The sequence below is a fragment of the Acinetobacter sp. DSM 11652 genome, assembly GCF_900109815.1.
Lineage (GTDB): Bacteria > Pseudomonadota > Gammaproteobacteria > Pseudomonadales > Moraxellaceae > Acinetobacter.
Window position 1 is genome coordinate 1 of the sequence record NZ_FOBK01000006.1, and the last position, 22,146, is coordinate 22,146.

At 36.4% G+C, this 22,146-nt stretch carries 16 protein-coding genes; 5 read left to right on the forward strand and 11 right to left on the reverse strand.

What is annotated here, in order from left to right; all coding sequences use genetic code 11:
• The coding region (locus BMW42_RS07345; RefSeq protein WP_143047404.1) for a type I secretion C-terminal target domain-containing protein at positions 1–3,177 on the forward strand (3,177 nt) is incomplete at its 5' end.
• A gap of 816 nt (positions 3,178–3,993) precedes the next feature.
• Here the strand turns inward: BMW42_RS07345 and BMW42_RS07350 are convergent.
• From BMW42_RS07350 to BMW42_RS07380, 7 genes are all read right to left on the reverse strand, one after another.
• Positions 3,994–5,277: a ribonucleotide-diphosphate reductase subunit beta gene (locus BMW42_RS07350; RefSeq protein WP_035267248.1), complete on the reverse strand. Its 1,284-nt coding sequence runs from the start codon at positions 5,275–5,277 to the stop codon at positions 3,994–3,996.
• Between the two features lie 146 nt (positions 5,278–5,423).
• Positions 5,424–5,555, reverse strand: coding sequence for a preprotein translocase subunit YajC (locus BMW42_RS07355; RefSeq protein ID WP_081403264.1), 132 nt, complete (start codon positions 5,553–5,555; stop codon positions 5,424–5,426).
• Between the two features lie 703 nt (positions 5,556–6,258).
• The gene (locus BMW42_RS07360) at positions 6,259–7,653 is read right to left on the reverse strand and encodes a CD-NTase-associated endodeoxyribonuclease Cap4 (protein ID WP_092766931.1); all 1,395 of its coding nucleotides are present in this window, start codon (positions 7,651–7,653) and stop codon (positions 6,259–6,261) included.
• A complete protein-coding gene (locus BMW42_RS07365; protein ID WP_092766932.1) occupies positions 7,653–8,117 on the reverse strand; it encodes a Mov34/MPN/PAD-1 family protein in 465 nt (154 codons plus the stop codon). Before BMW42_RS07365 ends, BMW42_RS07360 begins: the two co-directional genes overlap by 1 nt.
• 5 nt (positions 8,118–8,122) lie before the next feature.
• Positions 8,123–9,835, reverse strand: a complete 1,713-nt coding sequence (locus tag BMW42_RS07370) for a ThiF family adenylyltransferase (protein ID WP_092766933.1) — start codon at positions 9,833–9,835, stop codon at positions 8,123–8,125.
• Entirely contained in the window at positions 9,835–10,845 is a 1,011-nt protein-coding gene (locus tag BMW42_RS07375; RefSeq protein WP_092766934.1) for an SMODS domain-containing nucleotidyltransferase, read from the reverse strand. Before BMW42_RS07375 ends, BMW42_RS07370 begins: the two co-directional genes overlap by 1 nt.
• A gap of 460 nt (positions 10,846–11,305) precedes the next feature.
• Positions 11,306–11,545 carry a helix-turn-helix domain-containing protein gene (locus BMW42_RS07380; RefSeq protein ID WP_092766935.1) on the reverse strand — a complete coding sequence of 80 codons (240 nt, stop codon included), beginning with the start codon at positions 11,543–11,545 and terminating at the stop codon, positions 11,306–11,308.
• Positions 11,546–11,614: 69 nt separating this feature from the next.
• Here BMW42_RS07380 and BMW42_RS07385 point away from each other — a divergent pair, with 69 nt between their 5' ends.
• Positions 11,615–11,887, forward strand: coding sequence for a hypothetical protein (locus BMW42_RS07385; protein WP_092766936.1), 273 nt, complete (start codon positions 11,615–11,617; stop codon positions 11,885–11,887).
• Here the strand turns inward: BMW42_RS07385 and BMW42_RS07390 are convergent.
• Positions 11,882–12,484 carry an HAD family hydrolase gene (locus tag BMW42_RS07390; protein WP_092767027.1) on the reverse strand — a complete coding sequence of 201 codons (603 nt, stop codon included), beginning with the start codon at positions 12,482–12,484 and terminating at the stop codon, positions 11,882–11,884. The genes BMW42_RS07385 and BMW42_RS07390 overlap by 6 nt on opposite strands.
• Positions 12,485–12,663: 179 nt before the next feature.
• A complete protein-coding gene (locus BMW42_RS07395; RefSeq protein ID WP_092766937.1) occupies positions 12,664–13,302 on the reverse strand; it encodes a hypothetical protein in 639 nt (212 codons plus the stop codon).
• A gap of 171 nt (positions 13,303–13,473) precedes the next feature.
• Here BMW42_RS07395 and BMW42_RS07400 point away from each other — a divergent pair, with 171 nt between their 5' ends.
• From BMW42_RS07400 to BMW42_RS07410, 3 genes are read left to right on the forward strand one after another with little or no spacing between them, the layout of a single operon-like run.
• On the forward strand, positions 13,474–14,955 hold the full coding sequence (locus tag BMW42_RS07400; protein ID WP_092766938.1) for a type I restriction-modification system subunit M: 1,482 nt from the start codon (positions 13,474–13,476) through the stop codon (positions 14,953–14,955).
• Complete coding sequence (locus tag BMW42_RS07405; protein ID WP_092766939.1) at positions 14,952–16,103, forward strand: restriction endonuclease subunit S; 1,152 nt, start codon at positions 14,952–14,954, stop codon at positions 16,101–16,103. Before BMW42_RS07400 ends, BMW42_RS07405 begins: the two co-directional genes overlap by 4 nt.
• Before the next feature lie 30 nt (positions 16,104–16,133).
• Positions 16,134–19,574: a DEAD/DEAH box helicase family protein gene (locus BMW42_RS07410; RefSeq protein WP_092766940.1), complete on the forward strand. Its 3,441-nt coding sequence runs from the start codon at positions 16,134–16,136 to the stop codon at positions 19,572–19,574.
• A gap of 61 nt (positions 19,575–19,635) precedes the next feature.
• Here BMW42_RS07410 and BMW42_RS07415 read toward each other — a convergent pair whose 3' ends face one another.
• Entirely contained in the window at positions 19,636–20,052 is a 417-nt protein-coding gene (locus BMW42_RS07415; protein WP_092766941.1) for a hypothetical protein, read from the reverse strand.
• A 33-nt stretch (positions 20,053–20,085) separates the two neighbouring features.
• Positions 20,086–22,143 (reverse strand): hypothetical protein, encoded by a 2,058-nt coding sequence (locus tag BMW42_RS07420; protein WP_092766942.1) that lies wholly within the window; start codon positions 22,141–22,143, stop codon positions 20,086–20,088.
• Positions 22,144–22,146: the final 3 nt, after the last annotated feature.

The following is a 22,146-nucleotide window of genomic DNA, read 5'->3' on the forward strand; positions in this document are numbered from 1 at the left end:
CCAACAGAACTTACTGCATTGACTCAAGCACGTGATGATGCACTTGCTGCGAAAACAGAAGCACAAACAAAAGTGACAGCGTTACCTGAGGCAGTACAAGCAGAAAAAGATGCGCTACAAGGTCGTTTAAATGACCTGGTTGATATCACTTTACCAACAGTAAATGATCAAAATGAAAATGATATTTCTGATGATATTGATACTTTACTAGCGGGAGTCGAAGCTTTGATAGAAAGTGCTGAAGAAGCTTATACAACGGCTGAAGAGGATTTAGCTGACGCCTTGCAAGACGGTACTGTAACACAGGCAGAGGCTGATAAATTGCAAGAGTCCCTAGAAGCTGCTCAGGCAGCAAAAACTCTTGCACAACAAGCATTAGACAATATTGATCAAACTTCAGACGCGATTGAAGCTGCAAAAGCTCTATTGCAAGAAAGAATAGATGATCTCGTAGATATTGAGGTACCTGAGCCATTTGCAACAGCGAATAATGATGTGCAATTGGTATTGGATATCACACCGACTGTAGATGTTAATGAAACACCAACAGAGCTTAACTCAACAGGATTTACAGTGGGTTCTGTTGGCTTAGGTCCAGTGTTAAATGCAAGTGTGCTTGAAAGCGTATTTAGCTCTTCAGTTTCCCTTTCAGTCGAAGAAGGCACCGAAAGAGATATTAGTTTCTATGCTGATGCTGGTGGTCTTACAGCAGGGACGATGAACTTATTTATGTATAAGTTAAATGAGTCAACTGGTGAATATGAATTAAAAGAAAAAATTGATAATTGGTATCTCGTTGTATTAGGTGGTGTGTCAGAAACGATAAGTCGTTCTTTAGATGAAGGAGAGTGGCTCATTGTATTAGGTAACGGCCAAGGGTTGTCAGCTGTTACGGGGTATACATTAAGATTTGAATCAGATGCTGTACGTGATTTTAATAATCCAGAAGCTGTGACAGGAACAATAAACGGTAATGTGATTACGGATCAGGATTATCAAAATGGTACAGATGTCGTCCCAGAGGGTAGTAAAATCAGTGGAGTTACTCATGGTGAAAATACCATTAATCAATTTACAGATGGTATTGCAACAATTAAAGGGGAGTATGGTACTTTAACTATCTCTGAAAATGGACAATATACATATACAGTAGATCCATTATTTAGAGATTACGGTGAAGTTGATCGTTTTGTATATGAGGTAACGGCACCAAATGGTGAAAAACGCACAGCTGAATTAAATATTGAATTAGTGCGTGTTGCCACAGATGAAAATGCCATCATTGATAATACAGTATTACTTGATGTTACTCCTGATTTAACTGAAACCACAGGCGAAGCATTAGGTATTTCAAATGCAGTCGCATTGAATTTACTTGATCTAGGTATTGCTGGTGATGTGTTGTCTGCAAGTGTAATTGGTACGGAAGGTGTCATGGACTTTACTGTTGAAGACGGTACTTTCCAAGAAATGACCTTTACTGGTTCCGCGGGCGGGGTAACGCTACTTTCAACATTTAGTTTGGTTATCTATCGTTTAGATGAGAATACTGAACAGTTGGTTCAAGTACACGAAATTCCAAATTTTGTTCAAGTGCTCATTGGCGGTGGTGTTTCAACCCCGGTAACATTGAGTTTTGGTGAGGGTACTTACGTTGGTATTATCAAGCAAACTAGTGGTGTAAACGTAATTGGAGGAGCTTCAGCTCAAGTTACAGATGTCAATATTTACGATTATGCAAACCCAGAAACGATAACTGGATCAGTTCAAGGTGATGCGACTCCGATTACGACAGATAAATTAATATTGGTAAATAACACTGATGTGGTTGAAGGTGAAGCTTTAGTTGTACAGGGTCAATATGGCTCACTCAATATTAATACTGACGGTACTTATACCTACAATGTTACAGTTCCACAAAGCACAGTGGGTTGGACTCCACCATATGGTGAGATTGATCGTTTTGAGGTTGTAGTGGAACGAGCAGATGGTACAACTTACATTGAAGTTCTCAATATTAAGATTGATACCAATACAGTAGCTAACGATGCAGAAGTTGTAGAAGTTCAAGCTGCAAACTATTCAACGCTCAATGAATCTGTAGAATCTGGAATTATTGGATCTGCAAGTCGTACATTAGAATTTAAAGTTGAAGAAGGATCTTATATTAGTAGCTTAGATCTCCAAGGGAATATCACTCGTACTTTAACTAATGATAATCCTTCAATGAGTGTTGTGATTAATAAGGTGACTACTCAGCTTGTCAACGGCGTTGAACAGCAAGTGCTTGAACAAGTTTATACCGGAAATGTTAGTATTACATGGCCAGCTGGAACAATATTGAATCCTTCGACATCAACGACTTATGCCTCAGAAATTATTTTAGATGATGGCAAAGTGCTCGATGCAGGTGATTATGTTATTTCAATTAACACAACGAGTGGTACATTTAATTCAGTGAATGTATCTAGTGCATCAATTACTGGAATAATGGTCAATAATATTACTCCAACTGATACACCATTGCTTGAGGGTGATTTATTTGAAAATGATACAGCTATCGACCAAATTGATATTCTGAAAATTGGATCTAAAGAGCTTTATGTAAATGATCCAGCTAAAGGTGGTCAAGAGTTCACAGTTCAAGGTAAGCACGGTGTCCTTACTGTGTTCAAAGATGGCACCTATGAGTATCAACCATCAGGTTTAAGTGGAGGTCTTGAAACATTCACCTATACAACAGTTTCTAAAGCGGGAACATCACAATCTGCAACACTTGAAATTAATGTTTCGATGACGTTAACTGGAAGTGATGAGGCAGATACCGTACAAGCATCTGCTTCAATCGATACTTTTACTCTTGGTGAAGGTGCTGATACAGTCCTTTATGATGTGCTCAATCAAGCTCAACATACCGAAAGTCCAGATATTTGGACTGACTTTAATCAAGCTGAAGGTGATCGAGTTGATATTTCTGCTTTATTAAAAGATCAGAATGTTACATCGTCTAACATTGGTGAATTTGTAACGATCAAACAAGATGGTGCAAATACGGTGATTAGTGTTGATACTGATGGGGCTAAAACGAAATATAACCCAACTGAGCTTATTGTTCTGCAAAATACAGATAGCAGTCTTTATGCGATCGATGATCTGTTAAAATATAATCAAATTTAATTAAACAAATGAAAAGAGGTCTTTCGAGACCTCTTTTTATTTTTAAAAATGTGAAATCAAAAGTAATTGGTATGAAAAAAATAAAATTCTAATAATTTGAATAAATTAATTTTTGAAGAACAAAAATTTTATTTGTTATTTCGTCATTTGAAAAATATTCTAATAAAATAAAATTCATTATGGAGACGCGATTGCAACAAAAAAATCATATCCAAGCACCATTTTATAGAGCTTTATGTGTTAGTCATCAGGGGTAGACTTAATCATAAAAAAATGTTGTTTAGGATTTATTGATAATAAAAAATGGTAATGATTAAAAAAATTAAATTCCTACTCCAAAGAGATTTTCATCTCTATATTTAGACCTGTTTTTTGAACGTTATTAAATAGAATATAGAAATAAACACTCGCTCCGTTAAAAAAAGTTAACCTTGCTCATTTTTATTTGTGTTTTCAGGTGGCTAGTATGGAGGTAGTAGTAATGTCTAATTTTATAACTCGATATGTGTTGCAGAATTAGGTTATAGAGATCATTTTGCCTGAGTTTGAAGAATAATCCGCTCATTACTCATTATTCACATTGGATTTAAAGGAGTGCTTGCATAATTCGATATTCTTAAATTGGTTGAAAACTCAGTGCTTTAACTTTGATTGATTTTGATGCTTAAATAAACATGTGAATATGAAAATTTTTAATCTGAAAATTTAACCCTGCTATTTTATTTTTTTTATTCTTGTACCTTACACCTACTTGAGTCTAAAAAATAAAAGAGCCATATAAGGCTCTTTTATTTTTAGATACAATAGCGTGATCTATTACCAGCTTAACGCACCACCAGTTTGATAGTCTGTTACGCGAGTTTCGAAGAAGTTCTTCTCTTTACGTAAGTCCATCATTTCTGACATCCACTGGAATGGATTGTTCACACCAGCGAATTGCTCAGGTAAACCTAATTGAGCTAAACGACGGTTTGCGATGAACTTCAAGTATTCTTCCATCATTGCAGCATTCATACCCAATACACCGCGTGGCATTGTGTCACGTGCATATTCGATTTCAAGCATCGTACCTTCAAGAATCATTTGAATGATTTCTTCTTGGAACTCAGCAGTCCACAAATGAGGGTTCTCAATCTTGATTTGGTTAATCATATCGATACCAAAGTTCAAGTGCATTGACTCATCACGTAAGATGTACTGGAATTGCTCAGCAACACCATTCATCTTGTTACGACGACCCATTGACAAGATTTGAGAGAAACCACAGTAGAAGAAAATACCTTCAAGAACACAGTAGAATGCGATCAAGTTGCGAAGCAAGATTTGATCTGTTTCAGGTGTGCCTGTTTTGAATGTTGGATCACTTAATTCTTGAGTGTACTTCAAGCCCCATGCAGCTTTACGCGCAACTGATGGAACTTCGCGGTACATGTTGAAGACTTCGCCTTCATCCATACCTAAAGATTCGATGCAGTATTGGTAAGCATGCGTGTGAATCGCTTCTTCAAATGATTGACGCAAGATGTACTGACGGCATTCAGGGTTCGTAATGTGGCGGTAAATTGCAAGAACCAAATTATTCGCAACCAACGAATCGGCAGTAGAGAAGAAGCCTAAAGAACGCATCACGATAGTACGCTCATCTTCAGTTAAGCCATCTTCTGACTTCCAAAGTGCGATATCGTGGTTCATGTTAACTTCTTGTGGCATCCAGTGGTTTGCACAACCATCGAGATATTTTTGCCAAGCCCATTCGTATTTGAATGGAACAAGTTGGTTCAAGTCAGCGCGACAGTTGATCATTGCTTTATCATCAACTTGAACACGTTGAGCGCCCATTTCTAACTCTTCAAGACCAGGAGCAACGTCCAAATGTTCTAAGGCGTTAGATGCTCTTGCCAACGGATCGGCTGAATTTGTTGTTCCGTTTGAACTGGTTCGAGCGGGTTGTGCAGCTGCCACACGCGTCGGTTCGTTGCGTGCATCAGATACCACTTGTGGATTAGGCGCTTTTTGCGGTTCGATGGGCGCAGACTGCTGTGCTTGTGCAGTTTGTTTCGGTTCATCATCTTCGAAATCGTCCCAACTGAGGATAGACATATCAATTCTCTCTACGTTGCTTATATCTTTTTATTCAGACATCTCAACGTGAGACATCCTACTATACGCTTATATTGTGTAAGCAAAATTAAGTTTTGCCGATGAATGTACTCAATTTGTTCGTTTGAGTAGATTGAATTTCCGCACTACTTATTTTGCTTACGCTTCTGTTGTTTGCGAATGGCTAAAAAGGCATAGACCATCGGCGTGTAGAAGAAAATAAAGGCAAAGATCAATACCGCAAGTCCTAACATATAGTTATGGGTCATATGTGGCATGATGGAATCCTTTTTGTAGATGAATTAGTGTTAATTCTGATAAGCCTAAAAGGTTGATAATTAATACCAACCTTTTAGAGTGTTTTAGTTTTTCATTGCAATAATGATAGCTATAACGATAGGAACAACAATCGTTGAAAAACCTAAAACTATAGACAATATACCTAAAACTAAATCAGGATTAACACTATTCATTACTGACATTCTATTTATGTTAGAAGTGTATACATGAGAATAAATCCTTTATTTACAGTAAGATAACCTGTAATCTTTAACAAAAATAGTGAAAAAATGTATACATTTCTTCATGCCAATAAATTTGATGTTGTTTCACATCTAGAAATATCGTATTACAGATACCTCAAAATTTGGTTTCATTCTATTGAACTAGGATGAATGCAATCATTATATAGATCACATTATATTGTGTATAGGTTCTTTAAAAATTCTATATCTTGTGTTTAAGGATTAATCAAAGAAGCTATTGATTTTTATAAATGCTGTCAGATTGAGGGTTTGTTAGCTCTAACAGTGACAAAAAATAGATAGGAATGGAATTTATAGATATGTATTAATGTATACGAATCAAAAAAACAATAAAAAAAGAAAAACAATCAAAAATCACGATTGTTTTATGGTTAGGGTAGTTTAGAGATATTACCCACTGCTAAGGTTAGTGAGTAATATTATCTATATATCATATCTAAATATTCAGCTCGGCTGTAGGGATGTATTGCCCATCTATCCAATCGTAAAGTTGAATATCACAAATCCCATTCAAACGATGTCCTAAGACCATTGCAAATAATGAGGGGGCTTTAATAAAGAGATGCAGTTTAGACAATTGATTGTTGGATTTGAAAGAAACTAAAGCTGATTTAGCCTCTCTAACTGCAAGATTCAGAGTTTCAATACTATCAATCACATTAGTACTTTCTAAATTCAATTTAGGTAATCCCTTTATGCCAAGACTACTAGTAGATTCAATATCTCTTCCTATAGAGGTAGGGAATCCAATAGTAACAATCGCTTCAGTTTCACCTTGTTGTTCATAAGACTCTAGTTTATTAAAAAAAGTTCCGTCTTTTTTATGATGGTTATCAGTGCGGTAAAAAATGCTGTTATGTTCTATTTCAAGTAGAAAATTTCGTGTAGCACTGAATATATAACCAAGCATACAGGCGCTAGACATCCGCTGTTTACCATCAATGAGAATAGTTCGTCTTTCCCCACAATTATGGATAAACTCACCAACAGAAATTGCTTGTTGAACTAAGTTTTCCCAATCACTAGAGGTTTTTTGTGAACGATTAGGACTATTGAAATCGCTAACATTTAAGTGTAATTCTTGATACTGGATTGATGATGAAAGGTTAATTTTAATAGGATTCGATAGCCAAAGATTTTTATCTTCTTTGAGAGCAAGTAGGATAAGCTTTTCAAGTTCTTTACGATATATAGGGCCAAAGGAGGAGCGGGAAATTAGATGTTTAAACTGCTCTCTGAGGTTTTTGATATCACGAGGAAGTAGCTCGATAACAGGTAGATTTTCCGTGATTTGACCTATAAATATTGAGTCGTTGTCGTCTTCAGTGAAAGATAGAAAATCAACATGATCAAGTGCGAATTCAGCCAGTGAAGCTTCATATCCTTTTTCGGTACACCAGTTAATAATCTCTTGCCGACTAGTCTGTAAAACCACAGAATTTGCGCTGTATGAAGAGCCAACACCTCTAATTCGCTCAATATCTGCAAAGAATGGGTCAAGAGTAGATGAATAGCTAGGGCATACTAATCCAAAGCGAGTAAAATCATTCGATGGGATATCAAAAGCCTGTTTGAAGCGTGAAATTTCTTCCCAAAATTTTGCAGGGGATAAGGGATGATTTTTAGCTTCATACATAACTCGTTGCAAAGTTTTTTCTGAAGAAAAATAGCAAGCCTCAATATCACCTATTGACTCGCTGACGAAGTGACTAAATGCACTTTGTGAAAGCCACAAAGGTAAGCTTCTCAATACAAAAGCATCTTGATACTCAAACCCTACTCGTGCAATTGCACCACCAGTAGATTGTTTTTCTAATAGACTAGCACTCATTATTGTCTCTCAAAATCTAAAATAGATTGGAAGTAAGAGCCATCAGGTAAGTAAGTATGGGCACTACCTTCAAGGTTGTTATCCTTTAAACGAAAAATTAATAAAACCACGAAGTTTGCACCAACTTTAGGATCAGATATCAATTCTCTCATTGTGTAATGGTCTTTGCTGCTAGGTTGTATGCTAAAAAGGGGATGACTATGCCATTCGCCTAAATAATTAAATCTTTGATAATTATTATTTGTTGATTTGTGAAAAAGGCGTATAGCTTTAATAGCATCTGTAATCCCTCGTACAAAGGAAGCAATAGCTCCAACTTTTTGCACAGTTAATGAGCTGACTCTAAAATGATTTATTCCTATATGCTCACCCATCAAGACACCACCACATTCATGGATTCCAGATTTTAGTAGAGCTTTTATCAGCAAATCTTGTATGTCAGTAGGAATGGATATTGTAAGCATCAGAATTAATCTTCTATATGTTGAGGCTCTATGACTGAATCAATATTTTGCCTCTCTGGTTGCTGATTACCTATAAGTGTTTCTGATACTAATGCACCTGAACAGTCGATAGGATAGGTATCAAAAGGACATTTAAAGATCCAGTATTTACGAAATCCTATTAAGTATGCTGAAGCAGGGTAAGCAGAAGGTTCACTATCTTGAGGACATAAAATATCTAATATGAACTGTGTCATTGCTGCTGAAAGAGCGGTTACATCCGCATCTGATGCAATATAAACCTGATCTGGTGTTTCAAATCCGTAGTTACTGGCTTTTCCCTCTGGAATCGGTTCTTGCTTACTTAATACACCATGAATATGATTGCGGATTTCTAATGGTGGAGCATCAAGGATTGGTCGACTTCGAGCCATCATTGCTCCACCACCTCCACCAAATATTTCGCCCCATACTATTGGAATATGTTTTCTTTTTGCTATTGCAGCTAAAGTTACAAATGTATGAGCATTTGCTGTTGCATCAATAATCAAATTGCATGAGCTAATTTCATTAACTATTTGTACATTTAACAAAGGATTTTCTTGCCCTCCAATTCGCATATCATAAGATTTAATACGCATTTCAGTTGAAATACGTTTTAAGGCACGCTCAACTGCATAGGTTTTGGAGAATCCCACGTCTAACCAATTAAGTTCATTACGTACAATATTATGAGGAGCAAAGATATCATCATCCACTAAGCAAAAATCTGAACAACCTGATCTTGCTAGTGAAATTGCAATTTTACTTCCTAAAGAACCAAGACCTATGATTGCAATTTTTGTGTTATGTATATCACTGAATTCCATTGGTAATCTTTGGTTTTTATCATTAAAGAGGTCAATCTCTTCGAATTTTATAAATAATGAGGAGGCTTTGTTAACATAAAAAAAGTCCATATTACCCAGTAAATCATAGATTAAAATAACCTTTGATGAGTCTCCAAGTGTTTCTTCATTGCAGCATGAGGCATTTAAAAATATTTCAAGTGAAGAAATATCAGTCACAGAACCTTTAATGAGGTGGCAGCTATCTGTACGTATTGCCCAACCAGATATTTCATTTAGTTCATTCGCAAATGAAGCAGGTATGTCAGATAGGGGTTCGTTCTGAATTTGAGTTACTACGAATACAGCAGTTTCTTTAATTAATGAGATAACAGCTTTAATTTCGGTTCTTTCAGCCTCCACTTCATTCAAGGTCTTTTTCAAGATCGGTGTACATAACAGTCTATTGGAGTGTTTTCTAATTTTTTGCCCAACAGTCTCTGAATGACGGGATTGTACAGGCTCAACATCAGGAGCTAGATCACTCAGAACTTCATTTAATAAGAGAAGTTGAGCGCTTTGTATTAGTCTTACTCCTTTAATATTATGGTGCCAATTATCGGGCCCATATTCTAGACATAATACTCCTGAACCTCCGTACTGATGAGAACTCCATCTTTCACCATGTTGTTGTGGCTGTATATATGCTGGTACATCAGGAAATAGTTCTGGATAGACGAGGATGCCTAGGAAAACTTTAGTGCCTATTTTAAGTTCGAACTTTAAATGTACTTCGTTAGTATCTGTTGATATCCACTCCTGAATGGAAAATTTTTCATCTAAATGTTCTAAATGTTTTAGTAAATGTTGTTCTTCAAGCATTCGCGCTGAGAAATTAGGAAGAACAGTCATTATGCAAAACCTCCTGGCTTATTTGGATAAATAGGAGTAGAGGGAAATGTCAGTCCCAAGCCAAGAGCGGGGCGAATTAAAGAGTCGGCTATACCAGCGGAGTTGGTGCTTCTTTGTGATGCAGAACGAGGAAAGCGACTACCTAGAACCTGACGCCATAATGTTAATGCTTTATCATTATCCGTTTCATTTAATGCATTTCGTGCAATACTTGCTTGTTCTTTTATTTTTTCATGGAAGGTCTTGAACTCATCTGTTGTAACTGTAGAAAATACATTACTTCCAGGTACACCAGGGTCTTCCAAATGTGGAACTAAATTTAATGATGCATAGCCGTTATATGTCGTACTGATAGTTTCTAAAAGATGGACAAATAACTTTTCGTAATTGGACTCACTATAGTCCATATATTCAGCAACCAAGCACTCTAATATAAACCCTTTAGGGCGTCTTAATTCTGACAGATGCTCACGACGCCACCATTTGAAAAGTTTAACGAGAGGTTTAAATTTTCCATTAGTTTTTTTATTTACATCAATTGTCCATTGAGTGTGTGCAGGAGGGTTGGTAACTAGCCACTCTTCAAGATGAACATCTGGAATCAGTAAACTATCCCCATCAACAATAATAGGTACAACGTCCATATCTGCTTTTTGAAGTTGAACATTGACCGAACGACGGTTCATGGTCAGGTTCGAATAACCTATATCTTTCAAAGCTTGATGAACTGCGTCTAATACCACTTTAGGTTCATCATCTTTTGTATGGTTAGTTACAGCAATAATGTCGATATCCGGTCTCTGGGTTTCACCACCTATTGTAGTGGGACGTACAGCCGTATTTCTTTTGTAAGAGCCAGATAGGTATGTTGTAACATGAACTTGGCTAAATTCATTGTGTTCTTTTAAAGCATCTCGAAGAGTGTTATGAGCACTAGAGCAATTAGTAACTGTGGTTGTAGAAGGCTCAATGTCAGAAAGAAGATCTAAGAATTGTTGCTGAGTCGTCATGATTATTACAGCCTCTACTTAAAATTATAGCTAGAAAGAGAAATTCACATATATTGTGCTATGTTTTAAGATGAAACACAATATATAGTGTTTTTTGGTGTTTTTTTGAGTGGAAAGAATTTATGTGTTTGTAATAATGATGGTGGTAATGCTCTTATTATTAAGAGTAGCTAATCTCAGTAATATTTAGAGAGCCGAGAAATTACCTTAGAATATTTAATTCATAGTGTAAAAAGTCTATGTCATGATTTTTTGGTTATTAAATTTTAATTAATATTGGTGGAGCTATACGAGTTAGAGGTTCAATGCCTGAGACATGTTTTAGTGAATTTATAGATGATTAAGAACCATAGGTAGATACCATTTTGGGTACTTACCTATCTTTTTTTAGGGGATATGTACCCAAAATAGAACTAACCTTTTACTAAAACATGAACAATGTGGAGGTTGTTTCTGTGGTTTAAGTGTCAATGCTAAGAGCTTCTTCTATGAAGGTAATAATAGAAATATCTAATACGCTTAGCCAATCACTCAATTCCAAAATATCTAGCCTACGGTCTAGGTTTTCAACTTTGGCAACATAAGATTGGGGCTTTTTTAAAGATGCAGCGAGCTCTACCTGAGTTATTTTTTTTAACTCACGTATATTAATAAGTTCTTGTATTAGCCTTTTGTAGCGAGGATCGTGTATTGAGCTCATAGCTCAAGATGTTGTACTATTAATAAAAATATCCCAAAATGGGATATTTTTTATTCTTGGTGGTAGGCTTTGGAAAATATTTTTGAATATCAGTCTATTAAGGGTTATTGGGTTGCTTTCTTATTATCTTCACCTTTTAAATATTTGAAATTTAAAGAGATTAAAGAGAGTTTTTTATATGCTTATCCTCAATTTAGGGAAAAATCACTTAATAACAAAATCTATCGAGCATTTAGAGCCCTAGTGGCTGAAGGTCATGTGATTATTGATAGTGGGGGGTATCCATATCGATATACTTGTCCTATGTATTGTGTGGGGTATGAACTTAAAGGACACTCATAATAAATCACCTATTACATCCGACAGATCTTGCCCTTTAAGACGTTGAATCAATCGTGCATTCATTCCTAATGAAATCGGTTTTTCCACATCTAAAACTGGGTGATCTCCAATAAATAACATTTCTGATATTTCACAGTCGAAATGTACCTTAATGAATTCATAAATTTGCTGTTCAGGCTTTATTGATCCAACCTCATAACTAAAAACAACAACATCAAATAAACTCGGCAGAAGTGTTCTAAGTCGTTCACCGTAAGGCATTGCTAAATTGGAACAAAGTGCGATTTTAAAACCGCGATTTTTTAAAGTTTGTAGCGTAGGTATCGTATCTTCATAGAGTTCAATCGTATTTAACTCACATTGAAGATCATTATTAATTTCATTTAAAAGCTCTTCAGGAATCAATTGCCCAAAATGCAAAGCTAACTGCGCAATATTAACAGCTTTTGACATGATGATATTCGCATCGTTTGGACTTGGTTTTCTCCCATTATCTTTTAGCCATTTCATTAATTTGCGATATGGAGATCGGCTTGTACCAATTTTTACAAGCGTACCGAAAGCATCAAATATTATGACCTTAGGATGAGTTTTCATACTTTTGATATAACGAATTCCAAGATTTCTCGGTTGAATATTATCACCCAAAAACATAGGCTTGGATGAATTCGCTTGTAATTAATATTATGACTGGTGAATTTAATAGAAAAATTCACCTTATTAGGGGGCTTTGATGAGTGTTTGAATCTTAAAAGACTCAGATATTCTTAAAATTATTAACTTTTTTCCTGAATATCAAAAGTATCTTTTAATGATAAAGCTACTCCAAACTTGCTTCCTAAAAGTGCGGCAGCGGCATAGCATAGAACAAAAACAAGTAATGCGTATAGCTTGACTTGATTATAAGATGATTGAGTAAAATAACCTTTAGTTATAAGGATATTAAGAGCAAATAATTCAAAAGTAATTAGTAAAATATAAAGTATTGACCCTAAGCCAATGATAAAAATACTAATCATTTCACCTCTTTTAAGCGTACTTTCCTTAAATCGGTAATAGAGTTTAGCTTTATTATTTTCAACTTTTTGAGTAATTAAGAATCCTGAATATTTCAAATCTGCAAACTTGTCTTTAAAATTCCATAGAGATTTGAACTTCTCAAAAAAAATACTGTAATGATATTTTGAATATCCTAAGAATTGGTTAAAAGCATTTTGTAATTGTATTTCTGATTTACTAGAAGGGTCTTGCTCAAAAGCCTTACAGAAATTGATTAAAGTATCTGTTTCTGTTGAAAATTCACCAAAATTCTTTTTTCTTAAAGATAATCGATAACTTGAAAGAAATAACCATTTGAGAATTGATAATAGTACGCCAGCACCAGCAACAATTTCTAAAACCTTAATCCAATCCATATTTAATCTCCACTTCAATTATTTATTCTTAAATCTAAACATGGAGATTAAAAAACAACCATACAACATAGATGGTACAACGACACATCATGTCGTTATGCTTTAAGTCTTATAGCTTTTCCCCTACAAATCCAACACAATACTCTCAAAGAAAATTTGAGAGTCATCTACGTGATTACAGGCGAGATTAAAAGCAAAATTGACCAGATTTGGAATGCATTTTGGAGTGGTGGTATCTCCAATCCACTTGAAGTCATGGAGCAAATGACTTATTTGCTGTTTATTCGCCGACTCGATGAAATTCAGATCACCAAAGAAAAGAAAGCCAATCGTTTAAAGAAAGAGGTTGAGCATCCAATTTTTACGCCAGAACAAGATCATCTGCGTTGGTCGAAATTCATCACTTTAGGCGATGCTGCAACGCTATATAACACTGTTGCGAATGAAGTCTTTCCATTCATTAAGAATCTGGGTGCTGAAGACGAAACGACTTATAGCCATCACATGAAGGATGCACGTTTTACCATTCCAACGCCTGCGCTTTTAACTAAAGTGGTGGATTTGGTTGCCGAAGTGCCTATGGATGATAAAGACACCAAAGGTGATATTTACGAGTATATGCTCGGTAAAATTGCCTCAGCAGGTCAAAACGGTCAGTTCCGTACTCCTCGCCATATCATCAAGATGATTGTGGAGCTAATGCAACCTAAACCAACCGATACCATTTGTGACCCTGCTTGTGGTACAGCGGGCTTTTTAGTGGCTGCAAGTGAATATTTAAATGATCATTACAGCACTGAGATTTTTGCCAATCCTGAAGCTGCAAAGCGTTTTAGTGAAGAAACTTTTTTTGGTTATGATTTTGATAGCACTATGCTTCGCATTGGTTCAATGAACATGATGCTGCATGGTGTAGAAAACCCACGAATTGAAAACCGTGATTCTTTAAGTGAAGCACATTCACATATTGCTGAAAAATACAGTCTGATTCTTGCCAATCCTCCATTTGCAGGCAGTTTGGACAATGAAAGCTGTGCCAAGAATATTCAAGCCGTTGTTAAAACCAAAAAGACTGAATTACTGTTTTTAGCCTTGTTCTTACGTTTGTTAAAAACAGGGGGTCGTGCTGCGGTCATTGTGCCTGATGGCGTGTTATTTGGTTCATCGAAAGCGCATAAGGATTTGCGTCAAAAGATTGTCGAAGAACAAAAGCTTGAAGCGATTATTTCGATGCCGTCAGGTGTGTTTAAGCCGTATGCTGGGGTTTCAACTGCCATTATGATTTTTACCAAAACCATGTCGGGCGGTACGGACAAAGTTTGGTTTTATGATATGCAAGCAGATGGTTATTCGCTAGATGATAAGCGTAATGAACTTGATGCGTCTAAGCATGAAAATAATAATATTCCCGACATTATTGCTCGTTTTAAAAACTTAGAAGCGGAAAGCACTCGTCAAGCCACAGAACAGAGCTTTATGGTGGATAAATCCGATATTGCTGCTAATGGTTATGATTTGTCGATAAACCGTTATAAGGAAGTGGTGTATGAGCAAGTGGAATATGAAGCACCAAGTAAAATTTTGGCGGATTTAGAACGACTTGAGCAGGATATTTTAAAAGGCATGGCTACACTTAAGGAGTTACTTAAGTGAAATCAGTACGTTTCGGCGACCTATGCAAATTACAAAACGGTAGAGCATTTAAACCTGAAGAATGGTCTGAAGAAGGAACGCCTATTGTGCGTATCCAAAATTTAAATGATGAAACTAAACCATTCAATTATTGTAATTTTGATGTAGAAAAACGCTTTTGGATTGATTCAGGCGATCTATTATTTTCATGGTCAGGAACGCCCGGAACTTCTTTTGGTGCATTCTTCTGGAATCGTGGAAAAGGCTTCCTGAATCAACATATTTTTCGTGTAGATGTGAAAGAAGACTTAGTCGATAAGCATTACTTAAGATATGCGCTTAATTCTTTAATCGTCAAAATTATTGACCAAGCTCATGGTGGAGTTGGACTAAAACATATTACCAAATCTAAGTTGGAAGAAGTTCAAATTCCTCTCCCACCACTTGCAGAACAACGCCGAATTGCCGCTATTTTAGATCAAGCGGATGAGCTACGCCAAAAACGTCAGCAAGCAATTGAACAGTTAGATCAGCTTTTACAAGCCACATTTATCGATATGTTTGGCGATCCGATATCAAATCCAAAGAATTGGAACAAATGTCTGCTTGAGAAAGTAACTCATAAAATTACTGATGGAACACATAAGACTCCTACATATATGAGTTCGGGTATTGAGTTTTTATCAGCTAAAGACATTAAGAAAGGTCGTATTGTTTGGAATACAAATAAGTATATTTCTGAACAAGAACACAGCCAACTCATCAAGCGATGTAATCCAGAAATTGGGGATATTGTGCTTGCTAAAAGTGGTTCACTTGGTTCGGTTGCTATAATTGATCGTTCACATCAATTTAGTTTGTTTGAAAGTTTATGTTTGATTAAACATGATCGGCAACAAATTGATGCGATATTTCTTACTAGTATGTTGAGAAGTCCGTCCATGCTTTCTCATTTATTGGGAAAAAATAAGGGAATTGCCATAAAGCACTTACATTTGGTAGATATAAGAGGGCTTGAAATTCTCCTTCCGCCAATTGAATTACAGCTTGAATTTTCAAGTAAGATTGGATCTATAGACAAACTAATTAGTATTCACTTATCGTCATTAGAATATATCGAATCTTTATTCAAATCACTACAAAACCAAGCATTTAGCGGTACTTTATAAAATTGAATTAAAACATGAGGGAATATATACATGAGCAACTTTCAGTTTTTAGAACCTGAATTTAAAAGCTTAGCAGCAACTGCCAAAGAAGCCGAAAAGCTCACGTACATATCTCCTCAATTTGCCCTTGCCGCAGCTCGTACATCACTTGAAAACCTTGTACTGTGGCTGTATCAATACGACAAAAAACTAAACCAACCTTATGATCCATCCCTATATAACTTAATCAATGACCTCAGATTTAAAGACCTCATTCCGCCTTATATTTGGGATAAAATGGACAACATCCGCATGGTCGGCAACAGTGCCGTACATGGGAAAAAGTTCAAAGAACTCACCACCGAAGAAACCGTTAAACACATCAGCCATTTATACCTGATGTATGTCTGGTTTGAACGAAATTATGGATCACCATCTAAAGACCGTTCACAGCCGCATATTTTTAAAACTGAGCTGATTCCAAACGCTGACAACACCCAGCAAATCACCGCCAACCAAGAACAACTACAGAAAGAAACCGAAGCCCAAGAAAAAAAAATTGCAGAACAACATAAAGCCCTACGTGAACGTGAACAAAAACTCTTTGAACTTTCGGCAAGTTTAGAAGAACGTGAAAAAATCCTCGCCAATATTGATGCAAAACTTGCCCAAAAACGTGCCGAAGTCGAACAAGCCAAAATTGCTAACAGTAAAATCGAAGATCATACTGACTATAAAGAAGACGAAGCCCGTAAGTTTAAAATTGACCTCATGCTTGAAGAGGCAGGTTGGGACATTGGCACAACGGTGCGTGAAGAAGTTACTGTTACAGGTATGCCAAGCCCATCGGGTAAAGGTGCTGTCGACTATGTGCTGTATGATGCTAATGGCTTGCCTTTGGCTGTGGTTGAAGCTAAACGTACATCAACTGATCCTGATATAGGACAACAACAAGCCAAACTCTATGCCGATTGTTTAGAACAACAAACAGGACAACGCCCTGTCATTTTCTATACCAATGGCTACAAAACCCGAATTTGGAATGATGTAGAAGGTGGTCCACCACGTTTAGTACATGGCTTCTATACTCAAGCAGAACTCAAACGTCTGATCGAAAGACGTAAGAATAATCCTGATTTAAGTAGCTTCCCGATCAATACGGACATTGTCGAGCGTTACTATCAAACACGTGCCATTAAAGCCATGCTTGCAGCCTACCAACGTAAAGAGCGTGCAGGCTTACTGATTATGGCAACAGGCACAGGTAAAACGCGTACCGCCATTGCACTGGTCGATGTATTGATGAAAGCCAATGTGGTGCAAAAAGCATTATTTCTTGCAGATCGTACTTCATTAGTCAATCAGGCGCACAACGCGTTTAAAGCCAATTTAAAAGATGCCTCATTCGTCAATTTACTTGATGATAAGAATCAAGTCGGTCGAGTCTATTTCTCTACCTATCAAACTATGATGGGCTTGATTGATGAAAAAAATGCCGATGGTACACGCCAATTTGGTACAGGTATGTTTGATCTAATTATTGTTGATGAAGCACACCGTAGCGTTTACCAAAAGTTTGGTGAGATTTTTAAATACTTCGATAGCTTGCTTGTCGGTTTAACCGCAACCCCACGAGATGAAGTGGATCGTGATACATACGCACTCTTTGGTTTAGAAAGTGGTGTACCAACCGATTACTATGATCTTGATCAAGCCATTGCCGATGGTTATCTCGTGCCACCGAAAGCCTATTCAGTTCCGCTTAAATTTATGCGTGAAGGCGTCAAATATGACGAACTCTCTGAAGAAGAAAAACAACATTGGGACAGTCTAAATTGGGGCGATGAAGATGCGCCTGAAGAAGTATCAGCATCCAAGATTAATAAAGAGCTATTTATCTCAGGTACAGTTGATTTAATGCTGAAACACTTGATGGAAAATGGGATAAAGACCGAAGGCGGTGATCGTCTAGGTAAAACCATTATCTTTGCTGTGAATCAAAAACATGCACAATTTATTGCTGACCGCTTCAATGCCAACTATCCGCAATATGATGGTAAGTTCGCTCGTGTAATTACCCATGCCACTAAGTATCCACAAAGCCTGATTGATGACTTTAGTAAAAAGGATTTACCTGAACCGCAAATCGCCATATCAGTGGATATGCTGGATACAGGGATAGATGTGCCTGAAGTGGTCAATCTCGTGTTCTTTAAAGCAGTGCGTTCTAAAGTAAAGTTCATGCAGATGATTGGGCGTGGTACACGACTCTGCAAAGAATTGTTTAGCCCTGAAGATGATAAAAAAGAATTTTATATCTTTGACTACTGTTCTAACTTTGAATACTTCAATGAAAATCCAGATGGTGCGCCTGTTGCTACCACTGAACCACTCGGGCAACGCCTGTTTAAGGCTCGTTTGAATATCTTAAGTCTGCTCAATGCGAAGGATGATGCCACCGAAGAGCTGAAAGCTGTACAGCAGGATATACGTCAAAGTTTACAGACTGAAGTGAAGTCAATGAACAATGATAATTTCATTGTGAAGTCTGAACTTGAGCATGTAGAACATTTCAAAAATGATGATGCTTGGAACAATTTAGATGACCTTGCCATTGGTACATTACGAGAACACATCTCTAAACTACCGAATCAGCTTGAGCCTGAAACTTTAGAAACTAAACTATTTGATCTGTTGTGCTACAACTTAGAACTTGCCGTATTGCATAAGAATAATAAGGCAATGGAGAACTATGCCAATCGAGTGATTGAAATTGCTTCTAAGCTTGAAGGCAAGGAAAATATTCCTGTGGTTGCAGAACAGATCGCACTGATCCAAGAAATCCAAACTCTTGAATATTGGAAAGGCATCACCTTGCCAATGTTAGAGGCGATGCGTAAGCGTATTCGTGGTTTGGTCAAACTCATCGAAAAATCAACCTCCACGATTGTCTATTCCATGCTTGATGATGAAATTGGAGAGATGCAAGCAGTCGATATACCAGTCGTTTCAACTGGCGTAAACCTTGCCCAGTACCGCAAGCGTGTAGAGAGCTTTATTAAGGCGAATGAAGACCACATTACCATTGCCAAGCTCAAGCGTGGTTTAGCATTGACACCGACCGATCTAAGTGAGTTAGAACGCTTTGTTTTTGAAGCGCAAGAAGTTGAAAGCCGAGATAAATTTGAAGAATGTTTTGGGACTGAAAAATCCTTACCGTTATTTATTCGATCTTTAGTTGGGTTGGATCGTCAGGCTGTACAACAAGCATTCTCAAAATATCTGCAAGGGTCAACCTATAACGAGAAGCAAATTCGTTTTGTGGAAATGCTGATTGAGCATTTGACACAAAATGGAGTATTAGAAGCAGCACAGTTATATGAACCACCTTTTAATCAGATCCACTATGAAGGAATTGATGGTGTGTTTGGTGATGCAGATGCTGACAACATATTTGGGGTTATTGAAGCGTTTAATGAAGCGGTGGCTTAAATTTTTAAAGAAGATAAGGAATGCTTGATTACCTTCTTATCCTCTCAAAAAGGTTGTGAAATTATCTAAAATTTTTCCTAGCATTCGTTGGAATTGGCTTATTTAACTCCTCTATTGTTAGGCCCTTATTTGTTGCATTAGTTGACCACACTACAAACTTTTCAATAAGCAAATGGTTTTCATTTTCAAGGCGTTCAATTGTAGCTTCTAGCTTTTCAATTTTTTCTAAAGCTGTTTGTAATCCATGATTGCCAAAACCTTTTTCTATATTTCTATCAGGATTTTCATTCCATCGTCTTTTATCCCAAGCATCTTTGAATCTTGAATGTCTTAATAAAGCAGCTTTGGTATATTTGTGTCCGATATCTAATTCGAGCAATGCTAAATAGCGAGACCAAGTTAATTTGCCAGTCCATCCATCTAAAAGTTTGAGAGCAATTTCTATTCTTTCATTAGTGAGTCTTGGTGAAGTTGCCATACTTTATCCTAGTGTAAGTAAATGGGAGTGGACTTATTGTTCTAATTCTCTTACTGAGTATGCAAAACCGACTTTAGTTTGATGTTGTTCTGTTGGGTCAGATAAAGTAAACATCGTATGGCTAGGAATGGATTCATCCTCTAAAAAAGCTTTAATGTTCTTCCAGCGCTCATGTTTAGGTTCGTTTAGCTCAATCCATTTTCGTGCACCTGGATGACCATCTTTTTCTGCTTGTTTGGCATCTAAAAGCGCTTTTGAAAGCAATTGGACTTGTTGATTGGCCTTTGTTAAATGTGCTTCATTACCTTTCATTACTGAAAACTCACTACAATTTCCACAATCCTTGTCTTTAGGGCAAGGTGTTAGCGAGTAATCATGTCTACAGATGCCATACTGAGTAATATGAATTGATCCTAGTTCAATTTTTAAAGCCTCGTCGTAATTAATTGGGTTGAGGTGTATAATTTTTTTTATTTTTTTGTCTAAATAGCCAGTTTGGGGGATTTGGGCGACTTTATCTTCTATGTTAGTGTAAGCCTCAATATAAGCATCTTGAGAGATATGGTTGTAAACATCATTTTGTTTAATGCTTTTTCTACCCGACCAAAATGCAATTAGTTCCTGTGGTAGAGCTTTTAATTGTGCCAAAGTATTGAGTAAGTGCCTAAATTGATGAGTAGTGATATACATATCTTTTTTACCATCAGAGGTTTGTAGAAACTTTTCATTCCTTGTGAAAATTGTTTTACCACCTGGATTGCTTCCTAATTGTTTATTAATTTGGTTAATATCAATAGGCTCAGGAACATTGTAAAGAGTGTCGGCAGTAGGGCTTAGTACATTCTTGGGTAATACAAATAATGATTCATGCCAAGACTGTTGTGTTGCACCATTTAATATTGGAAATGTTTGAGGGAGTTTTGAAACGATAAATTTTTCAAGCTCTTCAAAGTAATATAGGTTAACCCAGGAGCTTTCCGGATTAAAAATTCTTCCTTTATCAGTGGTATTTCCTATACTTTTTGAAAAACCATATCTAAAAGCATGACATCCTTTTATAGGGTTTTCTTTTCCTAAAATTTGTGCAACTTCCCAAAGGGTAATAGGTTGATTTCTGAGGTGAGTTAAATGCTCTGGTAGATATAGGCTTCGAGGATTTTCACTGTACCATTTTGCTGCTATACGTGCAGAAGCCCCAAGTTCTGTTAAATAGTTAATCGAATTTGATGCTATTTCATCCCATTCAGGACTAATGCTAAATTTAGTAATAGGATCACCTCCTTTTAATGGAGTCCATTTTAATCCCATAATTTCTTGCTTTCCTATAGAGGCGAATGTCCTGCAATCTGTAGATAATGTGAGGATTTCAGTTGCTCTATTAGGTGCAAACATGGCTAGAGTTACAAAGGACGTCACGATTTTGTCTGGGATATGGTCACTCGAATGGTGAATGTCTGCGAGTGCTATAATTTCTTGTAAATGTGGAAGTTTAGATTTATTTTGGTTGATATGTTCTTTTTGTGTGCGGTCACTTCTTGTAGGTGCTGTGTACTGGATGCTTGTTGACCAATGATAAATACCTGTATTTAGCTTTTTAGAAATAATAAAGTTATTAATAATGTTCTCTAAGTTTTTAGCAACATTCCAAGGGTCTTTAAATCTTGACAGAAGATAGGCTTCAGCTAAATTTAGAGTTTCAATATTTATTTCGGTTACGCAAATTTCATGGCCTTGCTGATGTAATGCATGTTCCAAGGCTTGGAATGCGTAGATTATACGATTATATTCTAGTAATTTTTTAACCAGCATAATTTCGCAAAATGCTGCTTTTACAAAATCTATAAGTGGTTTAGAAATGGGAATATCAATGGACGTTTTGTTTTCAGAGTTATCTATATAAGATCTGAAATATACTTTTTTTGATTTGTGATTTTTAATCTTTGTTTTTAAAAAGTTTGTAATGTCCCAAATAGAATCATTCCACTGATTGTCAGGGAATATAAAATTATTTTGATACTTTAAAATATATGCATTTAAATTTTCCTTTGCTTGTAGTTTTGCAGTCTCATTAAAGTTTATAACTTGATGCATTTG

Coding starts and splice junctions, on each gene's coding strand:
- BMW42_RS07350 (WP_035267248.1), bottom strand. CDS start 5,277: ATGTCTATCCTCAGTTGGGACGATTTCGAAGATGATGAACCGAAACAA.
- BMW42_RS07355 (WP_081403264.1), bottom strand. CDS start 5,555: ATGCCACATATGACCCATAACTATATGTTAGGACTTGCGGTATTGATC.
- BMW42_RS07360 (WP_092766931.1), bottom strand. CDS start 7,653: ATGAGTGCTAGTCTATTAGAAAAACAATCTACTGGTGGTGCAATTGCA.
- BMW42_RS07365 (WP_092766932.1), bottom strand. CDS start 8,117: ATGCTTACAATATCCATTCCTACTGACATACAAGATTTGCTGATAAAA.
- BMW42_RS07370 (WP_092766933.1), bottom strand. CDS start 9,835: ATGACTGTTCTTCCTAATTTCTCAGCGCGAATGCTTGAAGAACAACAT.
- BMW42_RS07375 (WP_092766934.1), bottom strand. CDS start 10,845: ATGACGACTCAGCAACAATTCTTAGATCTTCTTTCTGACATTGAGCCT.
- BMW42_RS07380 (WP_092766935.1), bottom strand. CDS start 11,545: ATGAGCTCAATACACGATCCTCGCTACAAAAGGCTAATACAAGAACTT.
- BMW42_RS07390 (WP_092767027.1), bottom strand. CDS start 12,484: ATGAAAACTCATCCTAAGGTCATAATATTTGATGCTTTCGGTACGCTT.
- BMW42_RS07395 (WP_092766937.1), bottom strand. CDS start 13,302: ATGGATTGGATTAAGGTTTTAGAAATTGTTGCTGGTGCTGGCGTACTA.
- BMW42_RS07410 (WP_092766940.1), top strand. CDS start 16,134: ATGAGCAACTTTCAGTTTTTAGAACCTGAATTTAAAAGCTTAGCAGCA.
- BMW42_RS07415 (WP_092766941.1), bottom strand. CDS start 20,052: ATGGCAACTTCACCAAGACTCACTAATGAAAGAATAGAAATTGCTCTC.
- BMW42_RS07420 (WP_092766942.1), bottom strand. CDS start 22,143: ATGCATCAAGTTATAAACTTTAATGAGACTGCAAAACTACAAGCAAAG.